This window comes from Pseudomonas sp. CHM02 (assembly GCF_000612585.1).
Lineage (GTDB): Bacteria > Pseudomonadota > Gammaproteobacteria > Pseudomonadales > Pseudomonadaceae > Aquipseudomonas.
The window spans coordinates 36,092-53,958 of sequence record NZ_JFCA01000026.1 but is presented as its reverse complement, the minus strand read 5'-3'; the positions used below and the strand labels follow the sequence as shown (position 1 = coordinate 53,958).

At 61.1% G+C, this 17,867-nt stretch carries 15 protein-coding genes and 1 tRNA gene; 13 read left to right on the top strand and 3 right to left on the bottom strand.

Annotation, left to right across the window (positions count from 1 at the left end; genetic code table 11):
* Positions 1–58 precede the first annotated feature (58 nt).
* The 3 genes from rpoD (at position 59) to BM70_RS0116460 (ending at position 5,867) form a co-directional block, all read left to right on the top strand.
* Entirely contained in the window at positions 59–1,909 is a 1,851-nt protein-coding gene (gene rpoD / locus BM70_RS0116470) for an RNA polymerase sigma factor RpoD (RefSeq protein ID WP_025857030.1), read from the top strand.
* A gap of 121 nt (positions 1,910–2,030) precedes the next feature.
* Entirely contained in the window at positions 2,031–5,774 is a 3,744-nt protein-coding gene (locus BM70_RS0116465) for a bifunctional diguanylate cyclase/phosphodiesterase (RefSeq protein ID WP_025857029.1), read from the top strand.
* Between the two features lie 16 nt (positions 5,775–5,790).
* Positions 5,791–5,867, top strand: a tRNA-Ile gene (locus BM70_RS0116460).
* Positions 5,868–5,912: 45 nt separating this feature from the next.
* Here BM70_RS0116460 and BM70_RS0116455 read toward each other — a convergent pair.
* On the bottom strand, positions 5,913–6,338 hold the full coding sequence (locus BM70_RS0116455; RefSeq protein WP_025857028.1) for a VOC family protein: 426 nt from the start codon (positions 6,336–6,338) through the stop codon (positions 5,913–5,915).
* A 112-nt stretch (positions 6,339–6,450) separates the two neighbouring features.
* Between BM70_RS0116455 and BM70_RS0116450 the strand changes: the two genes are divergently transcribed.
* From BM70_RS0116450 to pqqE, 10 genes are all read left to right on the top strand, one after another.
* Positions 6,451–7,320 (top strand): LysR family transcriptional regulator, encoded by an 870-nt coding sequence (locus BM70_RS0116450; protein WP_025857027.1) that lies wholly within the window; start codon positions 6,451–6,453, stop codon positions 7,318–7,320.
* Positions 7,321–7,359: 39 nt separating this feature from the next.
* Entirely contained in the window at positions 7,360–7,806 is a 447-nt protein-coding gene (locus BM70_RS0116445) for an Lrp/AsnC family transcriptional regulator (protein WP_010206997.1), read from the top strand.
* Between the two features lie 167 nt (positions 7,807–7,973).
* Positions 7,974–9,656: an NAD(P)/FAD-dependent oxidoreductase gene (locus tag BM70_RS0116440; RefSeq protein ID WP_025857026.1), complete on the top strand. Its 1,683-nt coding sequence runs from the start codon at positions 7,974–7,976 to the stop codon at positions 9,654–9,656.
* A 10-nt stretch (positions 9,657–9,666) separates the two neighbouring features.
* Positions 9,667–10,461 carry a carbon-nitrogen hydrolase family protein gene (locus BM70_RS0116435; RefSeq protein ID WP_025857025.1) on the top strand — a complete coding sequence of 265 codons (795 nt, stop codon included), beginning with the start codon at positions 9,667–9,669 and terminating at the stop codon, positions 10,459–10,461.
* Between the two features lie 48 nt (positions 10,462–10,509).
* Positions 10,510–12,858 (top strand): pyrroloquinoline quinone biosynthesis protein PqqF, encoded by a 2,349-nt coding sequence (gene pqqF, locus BM70_RS0116430; RefSeq protein WP_025857024.1) that lies wholly within the window; start codon positions 10,510–10,512, stop codon positions 12,856–12,858.
* A gap of 159 nt (positions 12,859–13,017) precedes the next feature.
* Positions 13,018–13,092: a pyrroloquinoline quinone precursor peptide PqqA gene (gene pqqA / locus BM70_RS32455; protein WP_003194766.1), complete on the top strand. Its 75-nt coding sequence runs from the start codon at positions 13,018–13,020 to the stop codon at positions 13,090–13,092.
* 66 nt (positions 13,093–13,158) lie between these two features.
* Positions 13,159–14,070 (top strand): pyrroloquinoline quinone biosynthesis protein PqqB, encoded by a 912-nt coding sequence (pqqB, locus tag BM70_RS0116425; protein ID WP_025857023.1) that lies wholly within the window; start codon positions 13,159–13,161, stop codon positions 14,068–14,070.
* A gap of 11 nt (positions 14,071–14,081) precedes the next feature.
* Entirely contained in the window at positions 14,082–14,834 is a 753-nt protein-coding gene (gene pqqC / locus BM70_RS0116420) for a pyrroloquinoline-quinone synthase PqqC (protein ID WP_017138042.1), read from the top strand.
* Entirely contained in the window at positions 14,831–15,106 is a 276-nt protein-coding gene (gene pqqD / locus BM70_RS0116415) for a pyrroloquinoline quinone biosynthesis peptide chaperone PqqD (protein ID WP_025857022.1), read from the top strand. The genes pqqC and pqqD overlap by 4 nt, the downstream gene beginning before the upstream one ends.
* Positions 15,099–16,229 carry a pyrroloquinoline quinone biosynthesis protein PqqE gene (gene pqqE / locus BM70_RS0116410; protein WP_051556771.1) on the top strand — a complete coding sequence of 377 codons (1,131 nt, stop codon included), beginning with the start codon at positions 15,099–15,101 and terminating at the stop codon, positions 16,227–16,229. The genes pqqD and pqqE overlap by 8 nt, the downstream gene beginning before the upstream one ends.
* Positions 16,230–16,234: 5 nt before the next feature.
* On the opposite strand, the gene BM70_RS32450 is transcribed toward pqqE, so the two are convergent.
* On the bottom strand, positions 16,235–16,393 hold the full coding sequence (locus BM70_RS32450; protein WP_003228885.1) for a YqaE/Pmp3 family membrane protein: 159 nt from the start codon (positions 16,391–16,393) through the stop codon (positions 16,235–16,237).
* A gap of 186 nt (positions 16,394–16,579) precedes the next feature.
* Entirely contained in the window at positions 16,580–17,848 is a 1,269-nt protein-coding gene (locus tag BM70_RS0116400) for an aspartate aminotransferase family protein (RefSeq protein WP_025857020.1), read from the bottom strand.
* Positions 17,849–17,867: the final 19 nt, after the last annotated feature.

Here is a 17,867-nt window from a genome sequence, read left to right as displayed (position 1 = left end):
TCGGGTATAATCCTCGGCTTGTTTTTTGCCCGCCAAGACCTTCAGTGGATAGGGTGTTATGTCCGGAAAAGCGCAACAGCAGTCTCGTATCAAAGAGTTGATCGTTCTCGGTCGTGAGCAGGGTTACCTGACTTACGCGGAGGTCAACGACCACCTGCCTGAGGATATTTCAGATCCAGAGCAGGTGGAAGACATCATCCGCATGATTAACGACATGGGGATCAACGTATTCGAAGCTGCGCCAGATAAGGATTCCCTTATGCTGGCGGACGCCGATACCGACGAGGCTGCCGCTGAAGAAGCTGCTGCCGCGCTGGCTGCCGTGGAGACCGATATCGGTCGTACCACCGACCCTGTGCGCATGTATATGCGTGAAATGGGTACCGTCGAGCTGCTGACACGCGAAGGCGAAATCGAAATCGCCAAGCGTATCGAAGAGGGCATCCGTGAAGTGATGGGCGCAATCGCGCACTTCCCTGGCACGGTTGACCATATTCTCTCCGAGTACACCCGCGTTACCACCGAAGGTGGCCGCCTGTCCGACGTTCTGAGTGGTTACATCGACCCGGATGACGGCATTGCGCCGCCTGCCGCCGAAGTGCCGCCGCCTGTCGATGCCAAGGCTGCGAAAGCGGACGACGACTCCGAAGACGACGATGCTGAAGCCAGCGGCGACGATGAAGATGAAGTCGAAAGCGGTCCGGACCCGATCATCGCTGCCCAGCGTTTCGGTGCGGTTTCCGATCAAATGGAAATCACCCGCAAGGCCCTGAAAAAGCACGGTCGCGCCAACAAGCAGGCCATCGCCGAGCTGCTGGCCCTGGCTGAGCTGTTCATGCCGATCAAACTGGTGCCGAAGCAATTCGAAGGCCTGGTCGAGCGTGTTCGCAGTGCCCTTGAACGTCTGCGTGCACAAGAGCGTGCGATCATGCAGCTCTGTGTGCGTGATGCGCGCATGCCGCGTGCCGACTTCCTGCGCCAGTTCCCGGGCAACGAAGTTGATGAAAGCTGGACCGACGCGCTGGCCAAAGGCAAGGCGAAATACGCCGAAGCCATTGGTCGCCTGCAGCCGGACATCATCCGCTGCCAGCAGAAGCTGACCGCGCTTGAGACCGAAACCGGTCTGACGATTGCCGAGATCAAGGACATCAACCGTCGCATGTCGATCGGTGAGGCCAAGGCCCGCCGTGCGAAGAAAGAGATGGTTGAAGCAAACTTGCGTCTGGTGATCTCCATCGCCAAGAAGTACACCAACCGCGGCCTGCAATTCCTCGACCTGATCCAGGAAGGCAACATCGGCTTGATGAAGGCCGTGGACAAATTCGAATACCGTCGCGGCTACAAGTTCTCGACTTATGCCACCTGGTGGATCCGTCAGGCGATCACTCGCTCGATCGCCGACCAGGCCCGCACCATCCGTATTCCGGTGCACATGATCGAGACGATCAACAAGCTCAACCGTATTTCCCGGCAGATGTTGCAGGAAATGGGTCGCGAACCGACTCCGGAAGAGCTGGGCGAACGCATGGAAATGCCTGAGGATAAGATCCGTAAGGTATTGAAGATCGCTAAAGAGCCGATCTCCATGGAAACGCCGATTGGTGATGACGAAGACTCCCATCTGGGTGACTTCATCGAAGACTCGACCATGCAGTCGCCAATCGATGTCGCCACCGTTGAGAGCCTTAAGGAAGCGACTCGCGACGTACTGTCCGGCCTCACTGCCCGTGAAGCCAAGGTACTGCGCATGCGTTTCGGCATCGACATGAATACCGACCACACCCTTGAGGAAGTCGGTAAGCAGTTTGACGTGACCCGTGAGCGGATCCGTCAGATCGAAGCCAAGGCGCTGCGCAAGTTGCGCCACCCGACGCGAAGCGAGCATCTGCGCTCCTTCCTCGACGAGTGATACCAGAACCCCCGGCCCAGGCCGGGGGTTTTGTTTTGTATCGATAAAATCCCTCGCAACACCCCTCCCCCGCAATGCCCGTCTACACTCGAACCATTCCCCGTGCCATAACGAGACCGTTATGCCCAGATTGCCGACTGTGTTGCTGCTGTCGCTGCTGACCTGGACCGCAACGGCTGGCGCGTTGACTCTTAGCGATGATGAGCGTGGCTGGCTGGCGGACCATCAGGAGCTGCGCCTGGGGGTGGACGCGTCATGGCCACCCTTTGAATACCGTGACGAAGAGGGCCGCTACCAAGGCCTGGCGGCCGATTACGTGCGCCTGATCCAGGACCGCCTGGGCGTGCGGGTCAAGCTGATCGAGCCGCAGAACTGGAGCGCCGTGCTGGAGCAGGCTCGGAACAACCAGCTCGACCTGTTGCCCGGCATCATGTCCACGCCGGAGCGCCAGGGCTACATGGCGTTCACCCGCCCATATCTGGACTTCCCCATCGTCATCCTGGCCCATGAAGGCGGCGCCAGACCGCGTACCCTGAAAGACCTCTACGGGTTGAAGATTGCCGTGGTGGAGAACTACGCGCCCCACGAGCTATTGCGCACCCACCATCCCGACCTCAATCTGGTGGCCATGCCGAATGTCAGCTCGACGCTGCAGGCCTTGGCCACGGATGAAGTGGATGCGGTGGTCGGCGACCTCGCTTCAAGTGTCTGGAGCCTGCGCCAACTCAAGCTCGACGGTTTGTACGTCAGCGGTGAAACCCCGTACCGCTACCAACTGGCGATGGGTGTACCGCGTGACAATAAAATGCTGGTGGGCATCCTCGACAAGGTACTGGCCGACCTTAGCCCCCAGGAAACCGACGCGATCCAGCAACACTGGGTCGGCAGTTTTACCGACCACCGTACCTTCTGGACGGACCTGCTGATTTACGGCCTGCCCGCCGTGCTCTTGCTGAGCACCGTTTTGGCCGTGGTGATTCGGATCAATCGCCGGCTCAGTTCGGAAATTTCCCGCCGCGTCGCCCTTGAGCAGGAGCTGCGCAGCAGCGAATACCACTATCGCGGCCTGGTGGAGAGCCTGTCCGCCATCGCCTGGGAAGCCAGTATCACCGATTTCACCTACAGCTACGTGTCGCCGCATGCCGAGGAATTACTCGGTTACCCTCGCGCGCACTGGCTGATTCCAGGCTTCTGGCGCAACATTATCCACCCTGCCGACCTGACACGTACCGAAGCCTATTGCTACCGCGAAACCCGTGCCAACCGTGACCACAGCATCGATTACCGCGTGATCACCGCCGATGGCCGCTGCCTGTGGGTACGTGACATCGTCAGCCTCATCGAACACGGCCATGAGCCGGTACTGCGCGGCTTGATGATCGATATCAGCGAGGCCAAGCGTACAGAGGAAGCCTTGCAGCTGTCCGAGCAGAAGTTCGCCTCGGTGTTCCAGCAATGCCCGGACATGCTGGTGATCGCGCGCCTGTCCGATGGCTGCCTGCTGGAGGTGAACAAGGCGTTCGAGGACCAGATTGGCCTGAAGGCCGAACAAGTGGTCGGCAAAACCGCCACTGAACTGAACATCTGGGGTATCCAGGGCGTCGAACCCGACCTGCTGCAACGGGTGCAGACCACCAGCATCCGTAACCTGGAAATGCCCTTTCTGCGCAGCAATGGGCAAGCCTTCACCGGGTTGATCTCCGCCGAGCCGTTTCAACTCGACACCACGGAAGCCATCGTGGTGGTGGTGCGCGACATCACCCAACTCAAGGAAACCCAGCAACAACTGCAAACCTCCGAAGAGAAATTCGCCAAGGCCTTCCACGCCTCCCCCGACGGCTTGCTACTGAGCCGGCAGCGCGATGGCCTGTTGATAGAAGTGAACGATGGTTTCAGTCGCATCACCGGCTTCAACAGCGCAGCATCCCTCGACCAGTCGACGTTGGACCTGGGCATCTGGGTCGACCTCAATGAACGCAAACACATGCTGGAAGTGATGCAGCGCGATGGCTTTGTGCGCGACTTCATCTGCCACATACGCCGCAGCGATGGCCAGATCCGCCTGTGCGAGCTGTCCAGCCGCCCCCTGCCGATCGGCGACGACGACTGCATGCTGACCATCGCGCGGGACATCACCGAACGCCAACTGATGCAGGAAAAACTGCAACAGGCCGCCACCGTGTTCGAGAGCACGGCCGAAGGCGTATTGATCACCGACACCCAGCAGAACATCAGTGCCGTCAACCGCGCCTTCAGCGAGATCACCGGCTACAGCGAGGCCGAGGCTCTCGGTCAAACCCCGCGCCTGCTTGCCTCCGGCCTGCATGACAGCGCCTTCTACGCTGCCATGTGGCACCAGTTGACCGCGCAGGGTCACTGGCAGGGCGAGATTTCCAACCGACGCAAGAACGGCGAGCTGTACCCCAGCTGGTTGACCATCAGTGCCGTGCGTAACCGCAACCAGTTGATCACGCACTTTGTCGCGGTGTTTGCCGATATCTCCAGCCTCAAGCTGGCCCAGGCCCGCCTCGACTACCAGGCGCACCACGACCCATTGACCGGCCTGCCCAACCGCACGCTGTTCGAAAGCCGACTGCAAGCCGCCCTCAACGGGCATCAGGAAACCGGCAAGCAGGGCGCCGTGCTGTTTCTCGACCTGGACCGCTTCAAGCACATCAATGACAGCCTCGGCCACCCGATCGGAGACCTGCTGCTCAAAGACATCGCCGTGCGCCTCAAGGAACAACTGCGTGATATCGACACCGTCGCCCGTCTGGGCGGCGATGAATTCATCATCCTGCTGCCTGGCCTGCAACACGCCAGCGACGCCCAATACCTGGCCAATAAACTGCTGGCCTGCTTCACCCCGCCATTCCAGGCGGGTGAGCATGAGTTCTTTATCAGCGCCAGCATCGGCACCAGCCTTTACCCCCAGGACGGCACCGACGTCGCTACCCTGGTCAAAAATGCCGACGCCGCGATGTACCGCTCCAAGGCCAAGGGACGCAACCGGGTCGAAAGCTATACCCGCGACCTCACCGCCCAAGCCAACGAGCGCGTGGCACTCGAACACGAACTGCGCCGCGCCATAGAACGCGACGAGCTGAGCCTGTACTACCAGCCAAAACTGAGCCTGGAGACACAGGCACTGATCGGTGCCGAAGCGCTGATCCGCTGGCATCACCCCACCTTTGGCGATGTGCCGCCGGAACACTTCATTGCCCTGGCCGAAGAGAACGGCATGATCCTGCAGATTGGCGACTGGGTGCTGGAACAGGCCTGCCGGCAACTGCACGCCTGGCAAAGCACCTTCGACGATTTCGGCCCGCTGTCGGTCAACCTGGCAGGCGCCCAACTGCGCCACCCCGGCTTGCTGAGTCGCATCGAACAGCTACTGCGTGACTACCGACTCAACCCAGGCCGCCTGCAACTGGAAATCACCGAAAACTTCATCATGAGCCAGGCCGAAGAAGCGCTGGAGGTCCTGCATCAACTCAAAGACCTGGGCGTACAACTGGCGATCGATGATTTCGGCACCGGCTATTCATCCCTCAGCTACCTCAAGCGCCTGCCGCTGGACTTCCTCAAGATCGACCAATCCTTCGTCCGCGGCCTGCCCGACGACCCCCACGATGCCGCCATCGTCCGCGCCATCATCGCCCTGGGCCACAGCATGCAATTCACCATCATCGCCGAGGGCGTGGAGAACCCCGCACAGCAAGCCTTCCTGGCCGCCGAAGGCTGCGAACAGATGCAAGGCTACATCGTCAGCCTGCCCCTGCCGCCCGAGCTTTTTGCCGCGACGTTTCTTCGTAGGAGCATTGAGGATTTTTCGGATGGCACCGCGGGGAAACCATCGTTATAATCCGCGACCTGTTACAGGGCCTATAGCTCAGTTGGTCAGAGCAGAGGACTCATAATCCTTTGGTCCACGGTTCAAGTCCGTGTGGGCCCACCAAACAAGAAAGCCGCGCATTGCGCGGCTTTTGCGTGTCTGGCTGCTTCACTTCGCAAACAACTGCCCAATATCCCGGAATGCCTTGAACTCCAGCGCGTTCCCGCATGGATCAAACAGAAACAACGTCGCCTGCTCCCCCACCTGCCCCTTGAAGCGAATGTGCGGTTCCAGCACAAAACGGGTTTCCCTGGCCTGCAGACGTTCTGCCAAGGCATGCCAATCTTCCCAGCCCAGCACCACGCCAAAATGCGGCACGGGCACGTTATGGCCGTCTACCGCGTTGGTGTGGGCTGACTCCTGAGAGGCGGTTTTCGGGTGTTCGTGAATGACCAACTGATGCCCGAAGAAGTTGAAATCTACCCAGTGTTCGCTGGAACGCCCCTCTTCAAGGCCAAAGACTTCACCGTAGAAATGCCGCGCAGCGGCGAGGTCGTATACCGGAATTGCCAGGTGAAAAGGTGTGAGTGTCATCAGGTCAAACCTCTGTGGGCATTAAGTCCCCCGAGTTTAGCCTTGCTCCTGGCGATGAAAAGACGATAGTTTTTGCGCCGAGCTCAAATTATTTCGATCAATCGAGACGCCCATGCTGCGCGAACTGAAGACCTTTATCGCGGTAACCCGTCACGGCACGTTTGCGGCGGCGGGCATGAATATCGGGCTGACGCAGTCGGCGGTCAGTGCGCAGATTCGTCAATTGGAGCAGGCGCTGGGCGTGCAGTTGTTCGACCGTACCGGGCGCCAGGCCACATTGAATGCCGCGGGTTTGCGGGCCTTGCCATTGGCCAGGGAGATCCTGGACACCTTCAACCGCATGGCGGTGCCGGTGGATGCCAACGAGTACCGGGGCGAGCTGAAAGTGGGCGCCATCACCACTGCGCAGACCGGCCTGCTGCCCCAGGCGCTGGTGCGTTTACGCCAGGCGGCGCCGACGGTGGAGTGCAAGCTGATACCTGGCGTGTCCCTGGAGCTGTTGAGCCAGGTGGACGCCGGTGAACTGGACTCGGCCATCATCATTCGGCCCCCCTTTGACCTGCCCAAGGAGTTGCACGTACAACTGCTGCGCAAGGAGCCGTTTGCGCTGATCGTGCCTCATGCACTGACGGGCGATGATCCTTTACAGTTGCTCGCGACACAGCCCCATGTGCGCTACGACCGGGCTTCATTTGGCGGTCGGTTGGTCAGTCGATTCTTGCGTGAGCAGAAGCTTGAGGTACAGGTGGCACTGGAACTGGACGAGCTGGAAGCCATCGTCAAGATGGTCGAGTGTGGCCTGGGCGTGTCGCTGATTCCTCAGGCCGGGTTGTGGCTGGAACGCTCGCCAAAAGTGCGAATTATCCCGCTGGGCAATCGGACGTTTTACCGTGAAATCATCCTGCTCAGTCGCTACAGCCAACGCCATTTACCCGTGCCGCAACTGTTTAGCCGCTGCCTGCTCGCCGACGCCAACCTGTAAGATGCCTGCACATTGCCCCCCCGTATCGGAGCCCTCGCCTTGCCCGCCCTAGACGAAATTGATCGCCAACTGATCGCCGCCCTGCAGATCAACGCCCGCGAAAGCGTGGCCATGCTCGCCCGGCAGTTGGGCATCGCACGCACCACGGTGACGTCACGCCTGGCACGCCTGGAGAAAACCCAGGTGATCACCGGTTATGGCGTGCGCCTTGGGCAACGCGTGGTCGATGGTGGTCTGCAGGCTTACGTCGGGATCACCGTACAAGCGCGCTCGGGCAAGGAAGTGTTGCGAAGGTTGAGTGCGATGGCACAGGTGCAGCAATTGTGCGCGGTGAGTGGAGAATTCGATTACGTCGCTTGGCTGCGCACGGATTCACCCGAACAGTTGGACCAATTGCTGGACCAGATCGGCAGTGTGGACGGGGTGGAGAAAACCACTACGTCGATCATCCTGAGTAACAAATTGGATCGCGGTCAGCCAATCTGATCAACAGGTTCGTCATTTCGACTAAAAACAGATCAATCCGACGACACATTGCGTCTTATTAACGAACGCTACGCTCCCTAAACTGGCTGCCATCTTTTCCTATACTCAGCGGGTCACGCCCGCCAGGTCGCCAGTAAGGGTCAGCCATGAGCATTCCGTCCAGCACCATCAGCAAGACCAATCGCCACCCCGCCGACGGCAAGAAACCCATCACCATCTTTGGCCCGGACTTTCCGTTTGCCTTTGATGACTGGATCGAGCACCCGGCCGGCCTGGGCAGCATCCCCGCCGCCCACCATGGTGCCGAAGTGGCGATCATCGGTGCCGGGATTGCCGGGCTCGTTGCCGCTTACGAGCTGATGAAACTGGGCCTCAAGCCGGTGGTGTACGAAGCCTCGAAAATGGGCGGCCGCCTGCGCTCCCAGGCCTTCGAAGGTGCAGAAGGCATCATCGCCGAGTTGGGTGGCATGCGCTTCCCGGTATCTTCCACCGCCTTCTACCACTATGTGGACAAGCTTGGCCTGGAAACCAAACCCTTCCCCAACCCGCTGACGCCAGCGTCCGGCAGCACGGTGATCGACCTCGAAGGCCAGACCCACTACGCCGAAAAACTCTCCGACTTGCCAGCACTGTTCCAGGAAGTGGCAGACGCCTGGGCGGATGCCCTGGAAGCCGGTTCGCAGTTCGGGGATATCCAGCAAGCCATCCGTGACCGCGACGTGCCGCGCCTCAAAGCGCTTTGGAACAAGCTGGTACCGCTGTGGGACGACCGCACCTTCTACGACTTCGTCGCCACCTCCAAGGCGTTCGCCAAGTTGTCGTTTCATCATCGCGAAGTCTTCGGCCAGGTGGGCTTCGGCACCGGAGGCTGGGACTCGGACTTTCCCAACTCGATGCTGGAAATCTTCCGCGTGGTGATGACCAACTGCGACGACCACCAACACTTGGTGGTCGGCGGCGTGGCACAAGTGCCAATGGGCATCTGGCGCCATGTACCGGAGCGATGCGCTCATTGGCCGGCCGGCACCAGCCTGAGTTCGCTGCACCGCGGTGCGCCACGGGCCGGGGTGAAGCGCATAGCCCACGCCGCCGATGGCCGCTTTGCCGTCACCGACAACTACGGCGACACCCGCGAATACGCCGCGGTGCTGACCACCTGCCAGAGCTGGCTGTTGACCACCCAGATCGAATGCGACGAAACCCTGTTCTCGCAAAAGATGTGGATGGCCCTGGATCGCACTCGTTACATGCAGTCCTCGAAAACCTTCGTGATGGTCGACCGTCCATTCTGGAAAGACAAAGACCCGGAAACCGGCCGCGACCTGATGAGCATGACCCTCACCGATCGCCTGACCCGTGGCACCTATCTGTTCGATAACGGCGACGACAAGCCGGGGGTCATCTGCCTGTCTTATTCGTGGATGAGCGATGCCCTGAAAATGCTGCCACAGCCGATCGACAAGCGCGTGAAGCTGGCCCTCGACGCCCTGAAAAAGATCTACCCGAAAGTCGATATCAAGGCGCGCATCATCGGTGACCCGATCACCGTGTCCTGGGAAGCCGACCCGCATTTCCTCGGCGCCTTCAAGGGCGCCTTGCCGGGCCACTATCGCTACAACCAGCGGATGTACGCACACTTCATGCAGAAGGACATGCCCGCTGAACAACGTGGGATTTTTATCGCCGGTGACGATGTGTCCTGGACCCCAGCCTGGGTGGAAGGCGCGGTGCAAACCTCGCTGAACGCGGTGTGGGGCATCATGAATCACTTCGGTGGCAGCACGCACCCGGAGAACCCGGGCCCAGGTGATGTATTCGATGAAATCGGGCCGATCGCCCTGGCCGATTAAGGAGTTGAGCATGCGCGTCGCCCTGTACCAATGCCCACCGCTGCCGCTGGATGTGGCCGGCAACCTCAAGCGCCTGCACCAACTGGCGCACGAGGCGTCCGGCGCCGATGTGCTGGTGCTGCCGGAGATGTTCCTGAGCGGTTACAACATCGGCGCCGAGGCCGTGGGTGCGTTGGCCGAGGCACAGGACGGGCCGTCGGCGCAGACGATTGGCGAACTGGCCAGAAGCGCCGGGCTCGCCATTCTGTACGGCTACCCGGAGCGGGCCGAGGATGGCCAGATCTACAACGCCGTACAGTTGATCGACGCCCACGGCCAACGCCTGTGCAACTACCGCAAGACCCACCTGTTTGGCGACCTGGATCATTCGATGTTCAGCGCCGGCGACGATGATTTCCCGCTGGTGGAACTCAATGGCTGGAAGCTCGGATTCCTGATCTGCTATGACCTGGAATTCCCGGAAAACACCCGGCGCCTGGCCCTCGCAGGTGCCGAATTGATCCTGGTGCCCACGGCCAATATGGTGCCATTCGACTTTGTCGCCGATGTCACCGTGCGGGCACGGGCCTTTGAAAACCAATGTTATGTGGCCTACGCCAATTACTGTGGCCACGAAGGCCAGATCCAGTACTGCGGGCAAAGCAGCATCGCCGCACCGAATGGCCAGCGCATTGCCCAGGCGGGCCTGGATGAAGCGCTGATCGTCGGCGAGCTGGATCGCCAATCGATCCTCGACGCCCGTGCTGCCAATCACTACCTGCAAGACCGTCGCCCCGCGTTGTACGGCGCGCTGCACAAGCCCTGATCCAGCCGGTTTGTTAGCATAGGCATATTCTACGTTTCGGAAGTGCCCATGCCTGCGCCGGCCCACCCTCATCACCTTCATCTGACCCTGGCCAACGGCTTGCGGGTTTCCTTGCAGCATGTGCCGCGTTTGAAGCGGTGCGCAGCAGTGCTGAGGGTGGCGGCCGGCAGCCATGACGTGCCGCTGGCGTGGCCGGGGCTGGCGCATTTCCTCGAGCATTTGCTGTTCCTCGGCACCGAGCGTTTTCCCACAAGGGAAGGCTTGATGCCTTACGTGCAACGTCATGGGGGCCAGGTCAATGCCAGCACCCGTGAGCGCACCACGGATTTCTTCTTTGAACTGCCGGTCGCAACGTTTGCCGGTGGACTGGAGCGGTTGGTGGACATGCTGACCCACCCGCGCCTGATGCAGGAGGATCAACTGCGCGAGCGCGAAGTGCTGCACGCTGAGTTTGTCGCCTGGTCCCAGGATGCCGAGGCGCAACAGCAGGTCGCGTTGCTGCAAGGGCTGGCGGCTGACCATCCGCTGCGGGGTTTTCATGCAGGCAACCGCGACAGCCTGCCGGTGGAGCGTGAGGCCTTTCAGCAGGCCTTGCGGGAATTCCACGCGCAGTTTTATCAGAGCGGGCAGATGACCCTGAGCCTCGCCGGCCCGTTGCCGCTGGAGGAGCTGCAAGGCTTGGCACAGCAGTTCAGTGAACAACTGACCTCAGGGCCACTGCGCCCACAATCCACGCCGCCGGCATTGAGGCAGGGTCAAGCACCGAGCTATCAACACATTGCCAATAACCACCTGCACCACGTCATCACCTGTAACGCGCCCCTTGAAGCACTGGAGTTCCTCTGCACCTGGCTCAACGCCTCGGCACCCGGAGGGCTGCTGGCTGAACTGAAAACTCGGCAACTGGGCAGTGCACTGCAGGCTTCGGTGCCGTATCACTTCGCCGGGCAGGCGCTGTTGGATATCGACTTTACCCTCAACAGCGCCGAAAAATCGGCGACACAAATCGAGGCGTTGCTGCACGACTGGATGAGCTTTTTCGCACACAGCGACTGGACATCCTTACGCGAAGAATTTGCCCTGCTGACCGTTCGCCAACAGCAGACCCAAGGTGCCCTGGCCTTGGCTCGACACGACAGCGAGGCACTGTCGGAACAGGCCGTCGCTGCCCTCAAGGCCATGCTCGACGCCTTGCACCTGCCGCGCTCGCGGCACACGTGGCGGTTGCCACCGAACAATCCATTCCTGCGCCCACCGGTCAAGGAAGAGCGCGCCGGCCTGATTCGCGGCCAGACCAGTGCCCATCGGGGTTTGCGTACCTTTGCCCAGGACCGTTCCCGCGGGCGCCGGGAAGTGTCAGCGTTGACCTTCAGTCAGTCGTTGGCGAGCGACAGTGATGAACGTGCGCTGTACCTGCACTGGCAGTCGGCCGCTCCCGGCCTGGAAAGCGCAGTGCTGTCGTTGCGTGAGAATGCCGGTCAGGCGGGCGTCGACTTGTCGTACGAAGGCCAGGGCAATGACGGGCTGGTGAAAATGATCGGTCTGCACGAGCCCATGCCAGCCGTACTGGACGCATTGGCGCAGCGCCTGACTCAACCGCACGAGCCTCAGCCCGCCTTACCACCGATGATCGCCATTCGGGCCTTGCTCAAGGCCCTGCCCGCTTGCTGCACCGCCTTCACACCAGCCTCTTCTTCGTGGGCCACTGCTCGCTGGGAAGCCCTGGGGGTGGGGTTTCCTGGCGCCGACGAAGGCGCGATCAAGACCGCAGCGGCCCGTCTGCCGGGGCAACCCGCACGCCTCGATCACGCACTGCCATCCCTCCGCGGCCAGCGCCTCTGGCATGCGCTTGAAACCGACGCCAACGAAGCCGCCCTGCTACTGTTTTGCCCGGCACCGAGCCAATCGCTGGCGGACGAGGCCGCATGGCGACTGCTCGGCCATCGGCTCCAGGAACCTTTCTACCAACGCCTGCGGGTAGAGCTACAACTCGGCTACGCCGTATTCAGCGGTATCCGACAGATAAACGGCCAGACCGGCCTGCTGTTCGGCGTGCAATCTCCCAGCGTGTCCCTTGAAGGCATCGTTGATCACCTGCAAACCTTCCTGAAGCAGCTGCCGACGTTGATCGACAGCAGCGACGACCTGGGCAACCTGGCCCTGGCGCAGCAGTTCTCAACACAAACGCTGCCCAACGCCCAAGCCGCCGAACTGTTGTGGCACGCCCATCTGGCGGGCCATTCGTCGGGTTACCTGGCTCACCTGTCATCCCATATCCAGGCCTGCACACGTGCAGCGCTACAGCTCGCCGCCCAGCAGTTGAATGACGCTACAGGCGGCTGGCGCTGCGTGGCCAACGGCCCGCGCGTCTCGGATACCTGGCACGCGGCAGACTGATCATTGCCGCCTCTGCAAAAGGCTTTTTCCACCAAGACAGCGCTAACTTGAAAAGAATTGCGTAACATTCCTACGCACACATCTGAACATCTCCGACTGGAGGTGGACTATATGTATTACTTGGTAGTAAACGTCCCATCCCTTCGTAGGAGTAAGAATATGACCTGGTCCAAACCTGCTTACACTGATCTGCGCATTGGTTTCGAAGTCACCATGTACTTCGCCAGCCGTTAATCCGCTGGGTAATACAACGCCTCGGTTCGCCCGGGGCGTTTTTGTTTTGAGCTTGATGGAGCGGCCATGTTTGTCCAGATTCTAGGTTCCGCCGCCGGCGGTGGTTTCCCGCAGTGGAACTGCAACTGCGTGAACTGCGCAGGTTTTCGTGATGGCAGCCTGCGGGCTCAAGCGCGTACCCAGTCGTCCATCGCGATCTCCGACGATGGCGTGAACTGGGTACTATGCAATGCCTCGCCGGATATCCGCGCGCAGCTCCAGGGCTTCGCGCCGATGCAACCCGGGCGCGCCCTGCGGGATACCGGCATCAGCGCGATCATCCTGATGGACAGCCAGATCGACCACACCACCGGCCTGCTGAGCTTGCGCGAAGGGTGCCCGCACCCGGTGTGGTGCACCGACATGGTCCATGAAGACCTCAGCACCGGCTTCCCGCTGTTCACCATGCTCACCCACTGGAATGGCGGCCTGGCCTGGAACCGCATCGAGCTGGACGCCAGCTTCACCATCCCGGCCTGTCCGAACCTGCGCTTTACCCCGCTGCCGCTGCGCAGTGCCGCACCGCCCTATTCCCCGCACCGCTTCGACCCGCACCCCGGCGACAACATCGGCCTGATCGTCGAAGACCTGCGCACCGGCGGCAAACTGTTCTACGCCCCGGGGTTGGGCAAGGTCGACGCGCCGCTGCTGGAGATCATGGCCGGCAGCGACTGCCTGCTGGTGGACGGCACGATGTGGGACGACGATGAAATGCAGCGCCGTGGCGTCGGCACACGCACCGGGCGCGAGATGGGCCATCTGGCGCAAAACGGCCCCGGCGGCATGCTCGAAGTGCTGGAACAGTTGCCCGAGCAACGCAAGGTCCTTATCCACATCAACAACACCAACCCGATCCTCGATGAAGACTCCCCCGAGCGAGCGGAATTGGTGCGGCGCAATGTCGAAGTGGCTTACGACGGCATGAGCATTGAATTGTAGGAGCGATCGAAATGACTGACACGCCGTTGACCACCGCTGAATTCGAAGCGGCCCTGCGCGCCAAGGGCGCCTTCTACCATATCCATCACCCGTATCACGTGGCGATGTACGAAGGCCGTGCCACCCGCGAGCAAATCCAGGGCTGGGTCGCCAACCGTTTCTACTATCAGGTGAACATCCCGCTGAAAGACGCGGCGATCCTGGCCAACTGCCCGGACCGCGAAATCCGCCGCGAGTGGATCCAGCGCTTGCTCGACCACGATGGCGCTCCTGGTGAGGATGGCGGTATCGAAGCCTGGCTGCGCCTGGGCCAGGCGGTCGGCCTCGACCCGGACCAACTGCGCTCCCAGGAACTGGTGTTGCCCGGTGTGCGTTTTGCGGTGGATGCCTACGTCAACTTCGCCCGACGTGCCAGTTGGCAGGAAGCCGCCAGCAGCTCCCTGACGGAGTTGTTCGCGCCGCAGATCCACCAATCGCGCCTCGACAGCTGGCCGCAGCATTACCCCTGGATCGACCCGGCCGGGTATGAGTATTTCCGTACCCGCCTGGGCCAGGCTCGTCGCGATGTGGAGCATGGGTTGGCGATCACCCTGCAGCACTACACCACCCGCGAAGGCCAGGAGCGCATGCTGGAGATTCTCCAGTTCAAACTCGACATCCTCTGGAGCATGCTGGACGCCATGAGCATGGCCTACGAACTCAAACGCCCGCCGTATCACAGCGTGACCGAACAGCGGGTCTGGCATAAAGGGATCACCCTATGAGCTTTGATCGCAGCAGAAAACCGACCTGGCGCCAGGGCTATCGTTACCAGTACGAACCCGCGCAAAAGGGCCATGTGTTGCTCTACCCCGAGGGCATGATCAAGCTCAACGACAGCGCCGCGCTGATCGGTGGTTTGATCGACGGCGAGCGCGACGTGGCAGCGATCATCGCCGAGTTGGATAAACAATTTCCTGGCGTGCCAGAGCTCGGTGACGACATCGAGCAATTCATGGAGGTCGCCCGTGCTGAGCACTGGATCACCCTTGCCTGAAAAGCCAGCCATCGGCCTGCCACTGTGGTTGCTGGCCGAGCTGACCTACCGCTGCCCGTTGCAGTGCCCGTACTGCTCCAACCCGCTGGATTTTGCCGAACAGGGCAAGGAGCTGAGTACCGAGCAGTGGTTCAAGGTGTTTCGCGAAGCCCGCGAGATGGGTGCTGCGCAGTTGGGCTTTTCCGGCGGCGAACCGCTGGTGCGCCAGGACCTTGCCGAATTGATCGCCGAGGCCCGCAAGCTGGGGTTCTACACCAACCTGATCACCTCCGGTATCGGCCTGACCGAGCAGAAGATCAGCGACTTCAAGAAGGCCGGCCTCGACCATATCCAGATCAGCTTCCAGGCCAGCGATGAACAGGTGAACAACCTGCTGGCCGGCTCGAAAAAAGCCTTCGCGCAGAAGTTGGAAATGGCCCGCGCGGTAAAGGCCCACGGCTACCCGATGGTGCTGAACTTTGTCACCCATCGGCACAATATCGACAAGATCGACCGCATCATCGAGCTGTGCATTGCATTGGAAGCGGACTTTGTCGAACTCGCCACCTGCCAGTTCTACGGCTGGGCACAGCTCAATCGTGTGGGGCTATTGCCGACCCGGGAACAGTTGGTACGCGCCGAACGCATCACCAACGAATACCGCGCCAAACTCGAAGCCGAAGGCCACCCGTGCAAGCTGATTTTCGTCACGCCGGATTACTACGAAGAGCGCCCGAAAGCCTGCATGAATGGCTGGGGCAGTATCTTTCTGACAGTAACACCAGACGGCACCGCTCTGCCCTGTCACGGCGCCCGACAGATGCCAGTGCAATTCCCCAACGTGCGTGACCACAGCATGCAGCACATCTGGTACGACTCGTTTGGCTTCAACCGCTTTCGCGGCTACGACTGGATGCCCGAGCCGTGCCGTTCGTGCGATGAAAAAGAGAAGGACTTCGGCGGCTGCCGTTGCCAAGCGTTCATGCTCACGGGGGATGCGAGCAATGCCGACCCGGTGTGCAGCAAGTCCGAGCAGCACGGCATCATCCTTCAAGCGCGGGAAGACGCTGAACATGCCACCCAGACCATCGAGCAACTGGCCTTTCGCAATGAGCGCAACTCACGGCTCATCGCAAAAGGCTGACCGCCTCAGCGCTTGGCGATGATGTACACCGCGTGCACGATGCCCGGAATGTAGCCGCACAGGGTCAGCAGAATATTCAGCCAGAACGCACCGCCGAAACCCACTTGCAGGAACACACCCAGTGGCGGCAACAGAATGGCGATGATGATACGAATGAAATCCATAGGGTCAGCTCCAGAAAATCGGCTCGTGTGAGCCGTGTAGCTAATCGACCTTGGGCGTTCGTGAGGGTTCAGTGGGATCTGGCGTTGGGCCATCCATCGTTGTTGTGCAGACAAAAAAACGCCCCCAGCCAAAAGAATCAGGCCGGAGGCGCCGCGTATACCGCGAGACGGTTCAGGAATAGGGGGTTAAACGGCGATGCCTTTGCGGCATTGCAACTGTGCGGTGCGCACGCGGGAAAAGGCGCGGGCCAGACGCAGGAGCATTTCGTCGATATTGCTTTTGCTCACCGTGAGGCCCGGGGTGAAGCGCAGGCAGTTGGGTTGCGGTGCGTTGATGATCAGGCCTTCGTGCAGGGCAGCTTTTACGACAGCATCCGCCGAATCATCCGACAGCGTCAGGCCCCACATCAGGCCGTGGCCGCGCAATTGGCCGTGATCGTAGCGGTAGGCCAGGCGGGCCAGGCCTTCACCGAGGTAAAGGCCGGAGTCACGCACCTGCTCCAGGAAGCCGTGTTCCAGCACCGTATCGAGTACGGCAACCCCGGCCGACGCCATCAGCGCATTGCCATGGTGGGTACCTTCCAGTTCACCCACTTCGAAACAGCAGGCGTTGCCGCGTGCCAGCAGCGCCGCCAGGGGCACGCCGCCGCCCAGGCCTTTGCCGAGGGTGATGATGTCGGCACGCACGCCGTATTGCTGTTCGGCCAACAAGGTGCCGCAGCGGCCAATGCCGGTTTGCACTTCGTCGAGGATCAGCAGGATCCCCAGTTCACGGCACAGGCGCTCGACACCTTTGAGATAGTGCTCCGTCGCGGGGATCACGCCGGCTTCACCCTGGATCGGTTCGAGCATGATCGCGACGGTTTGCGCGTCGACTGCCGCATGCAGGGCCGGCAGGTCATTGAAGGGCACGTGGCTGAAGCCCGGCAATTGCGGCTCGAAACGATTGGCGCGGTCGCTCGCCGAAGCCGACATCGCCGCGAAGCTGCGGCCATGGCAACTGCTGCTCGCGCTGATGATGCGGTAGGCGCCGCCCCGATGCAGTTGGCCCCACTTGCGCGCCAGCTTGATCGCCGCTTCGCAGGCTTCCGCGCCGCTGTTGAGCAGGTACGCCTGGTCGCTGCCGGTGCGATGGCACAGTCGATCGACAAGGTTGAGTTGGGTGCGGTTATGCAGACCGTTGCCCGGATTGATCAGCGCCTGGGTCTGGGCCGCCAACGCCTTGATCAACACTTGGGGGCTGTGGCCGAGGCTGTTGGCGGCGTTGCCCTGGCTGAAATCCAGGTAAGCCCGGTCATCGTTGTCCCACAGCCAGGAGCCTTGGCCGCGCACAAATACTTGAGCCGGCCGGGCTACCGTGGGCATCAGCGATTCGCTGGAAAAACTGTCGCGTGGGGTGTCGAGGATCAGGTCGTCCAGGCTCGGCGCGGGACGACGCATATTGAACAGGTTCACACCTCACCCCCGCTGGCAA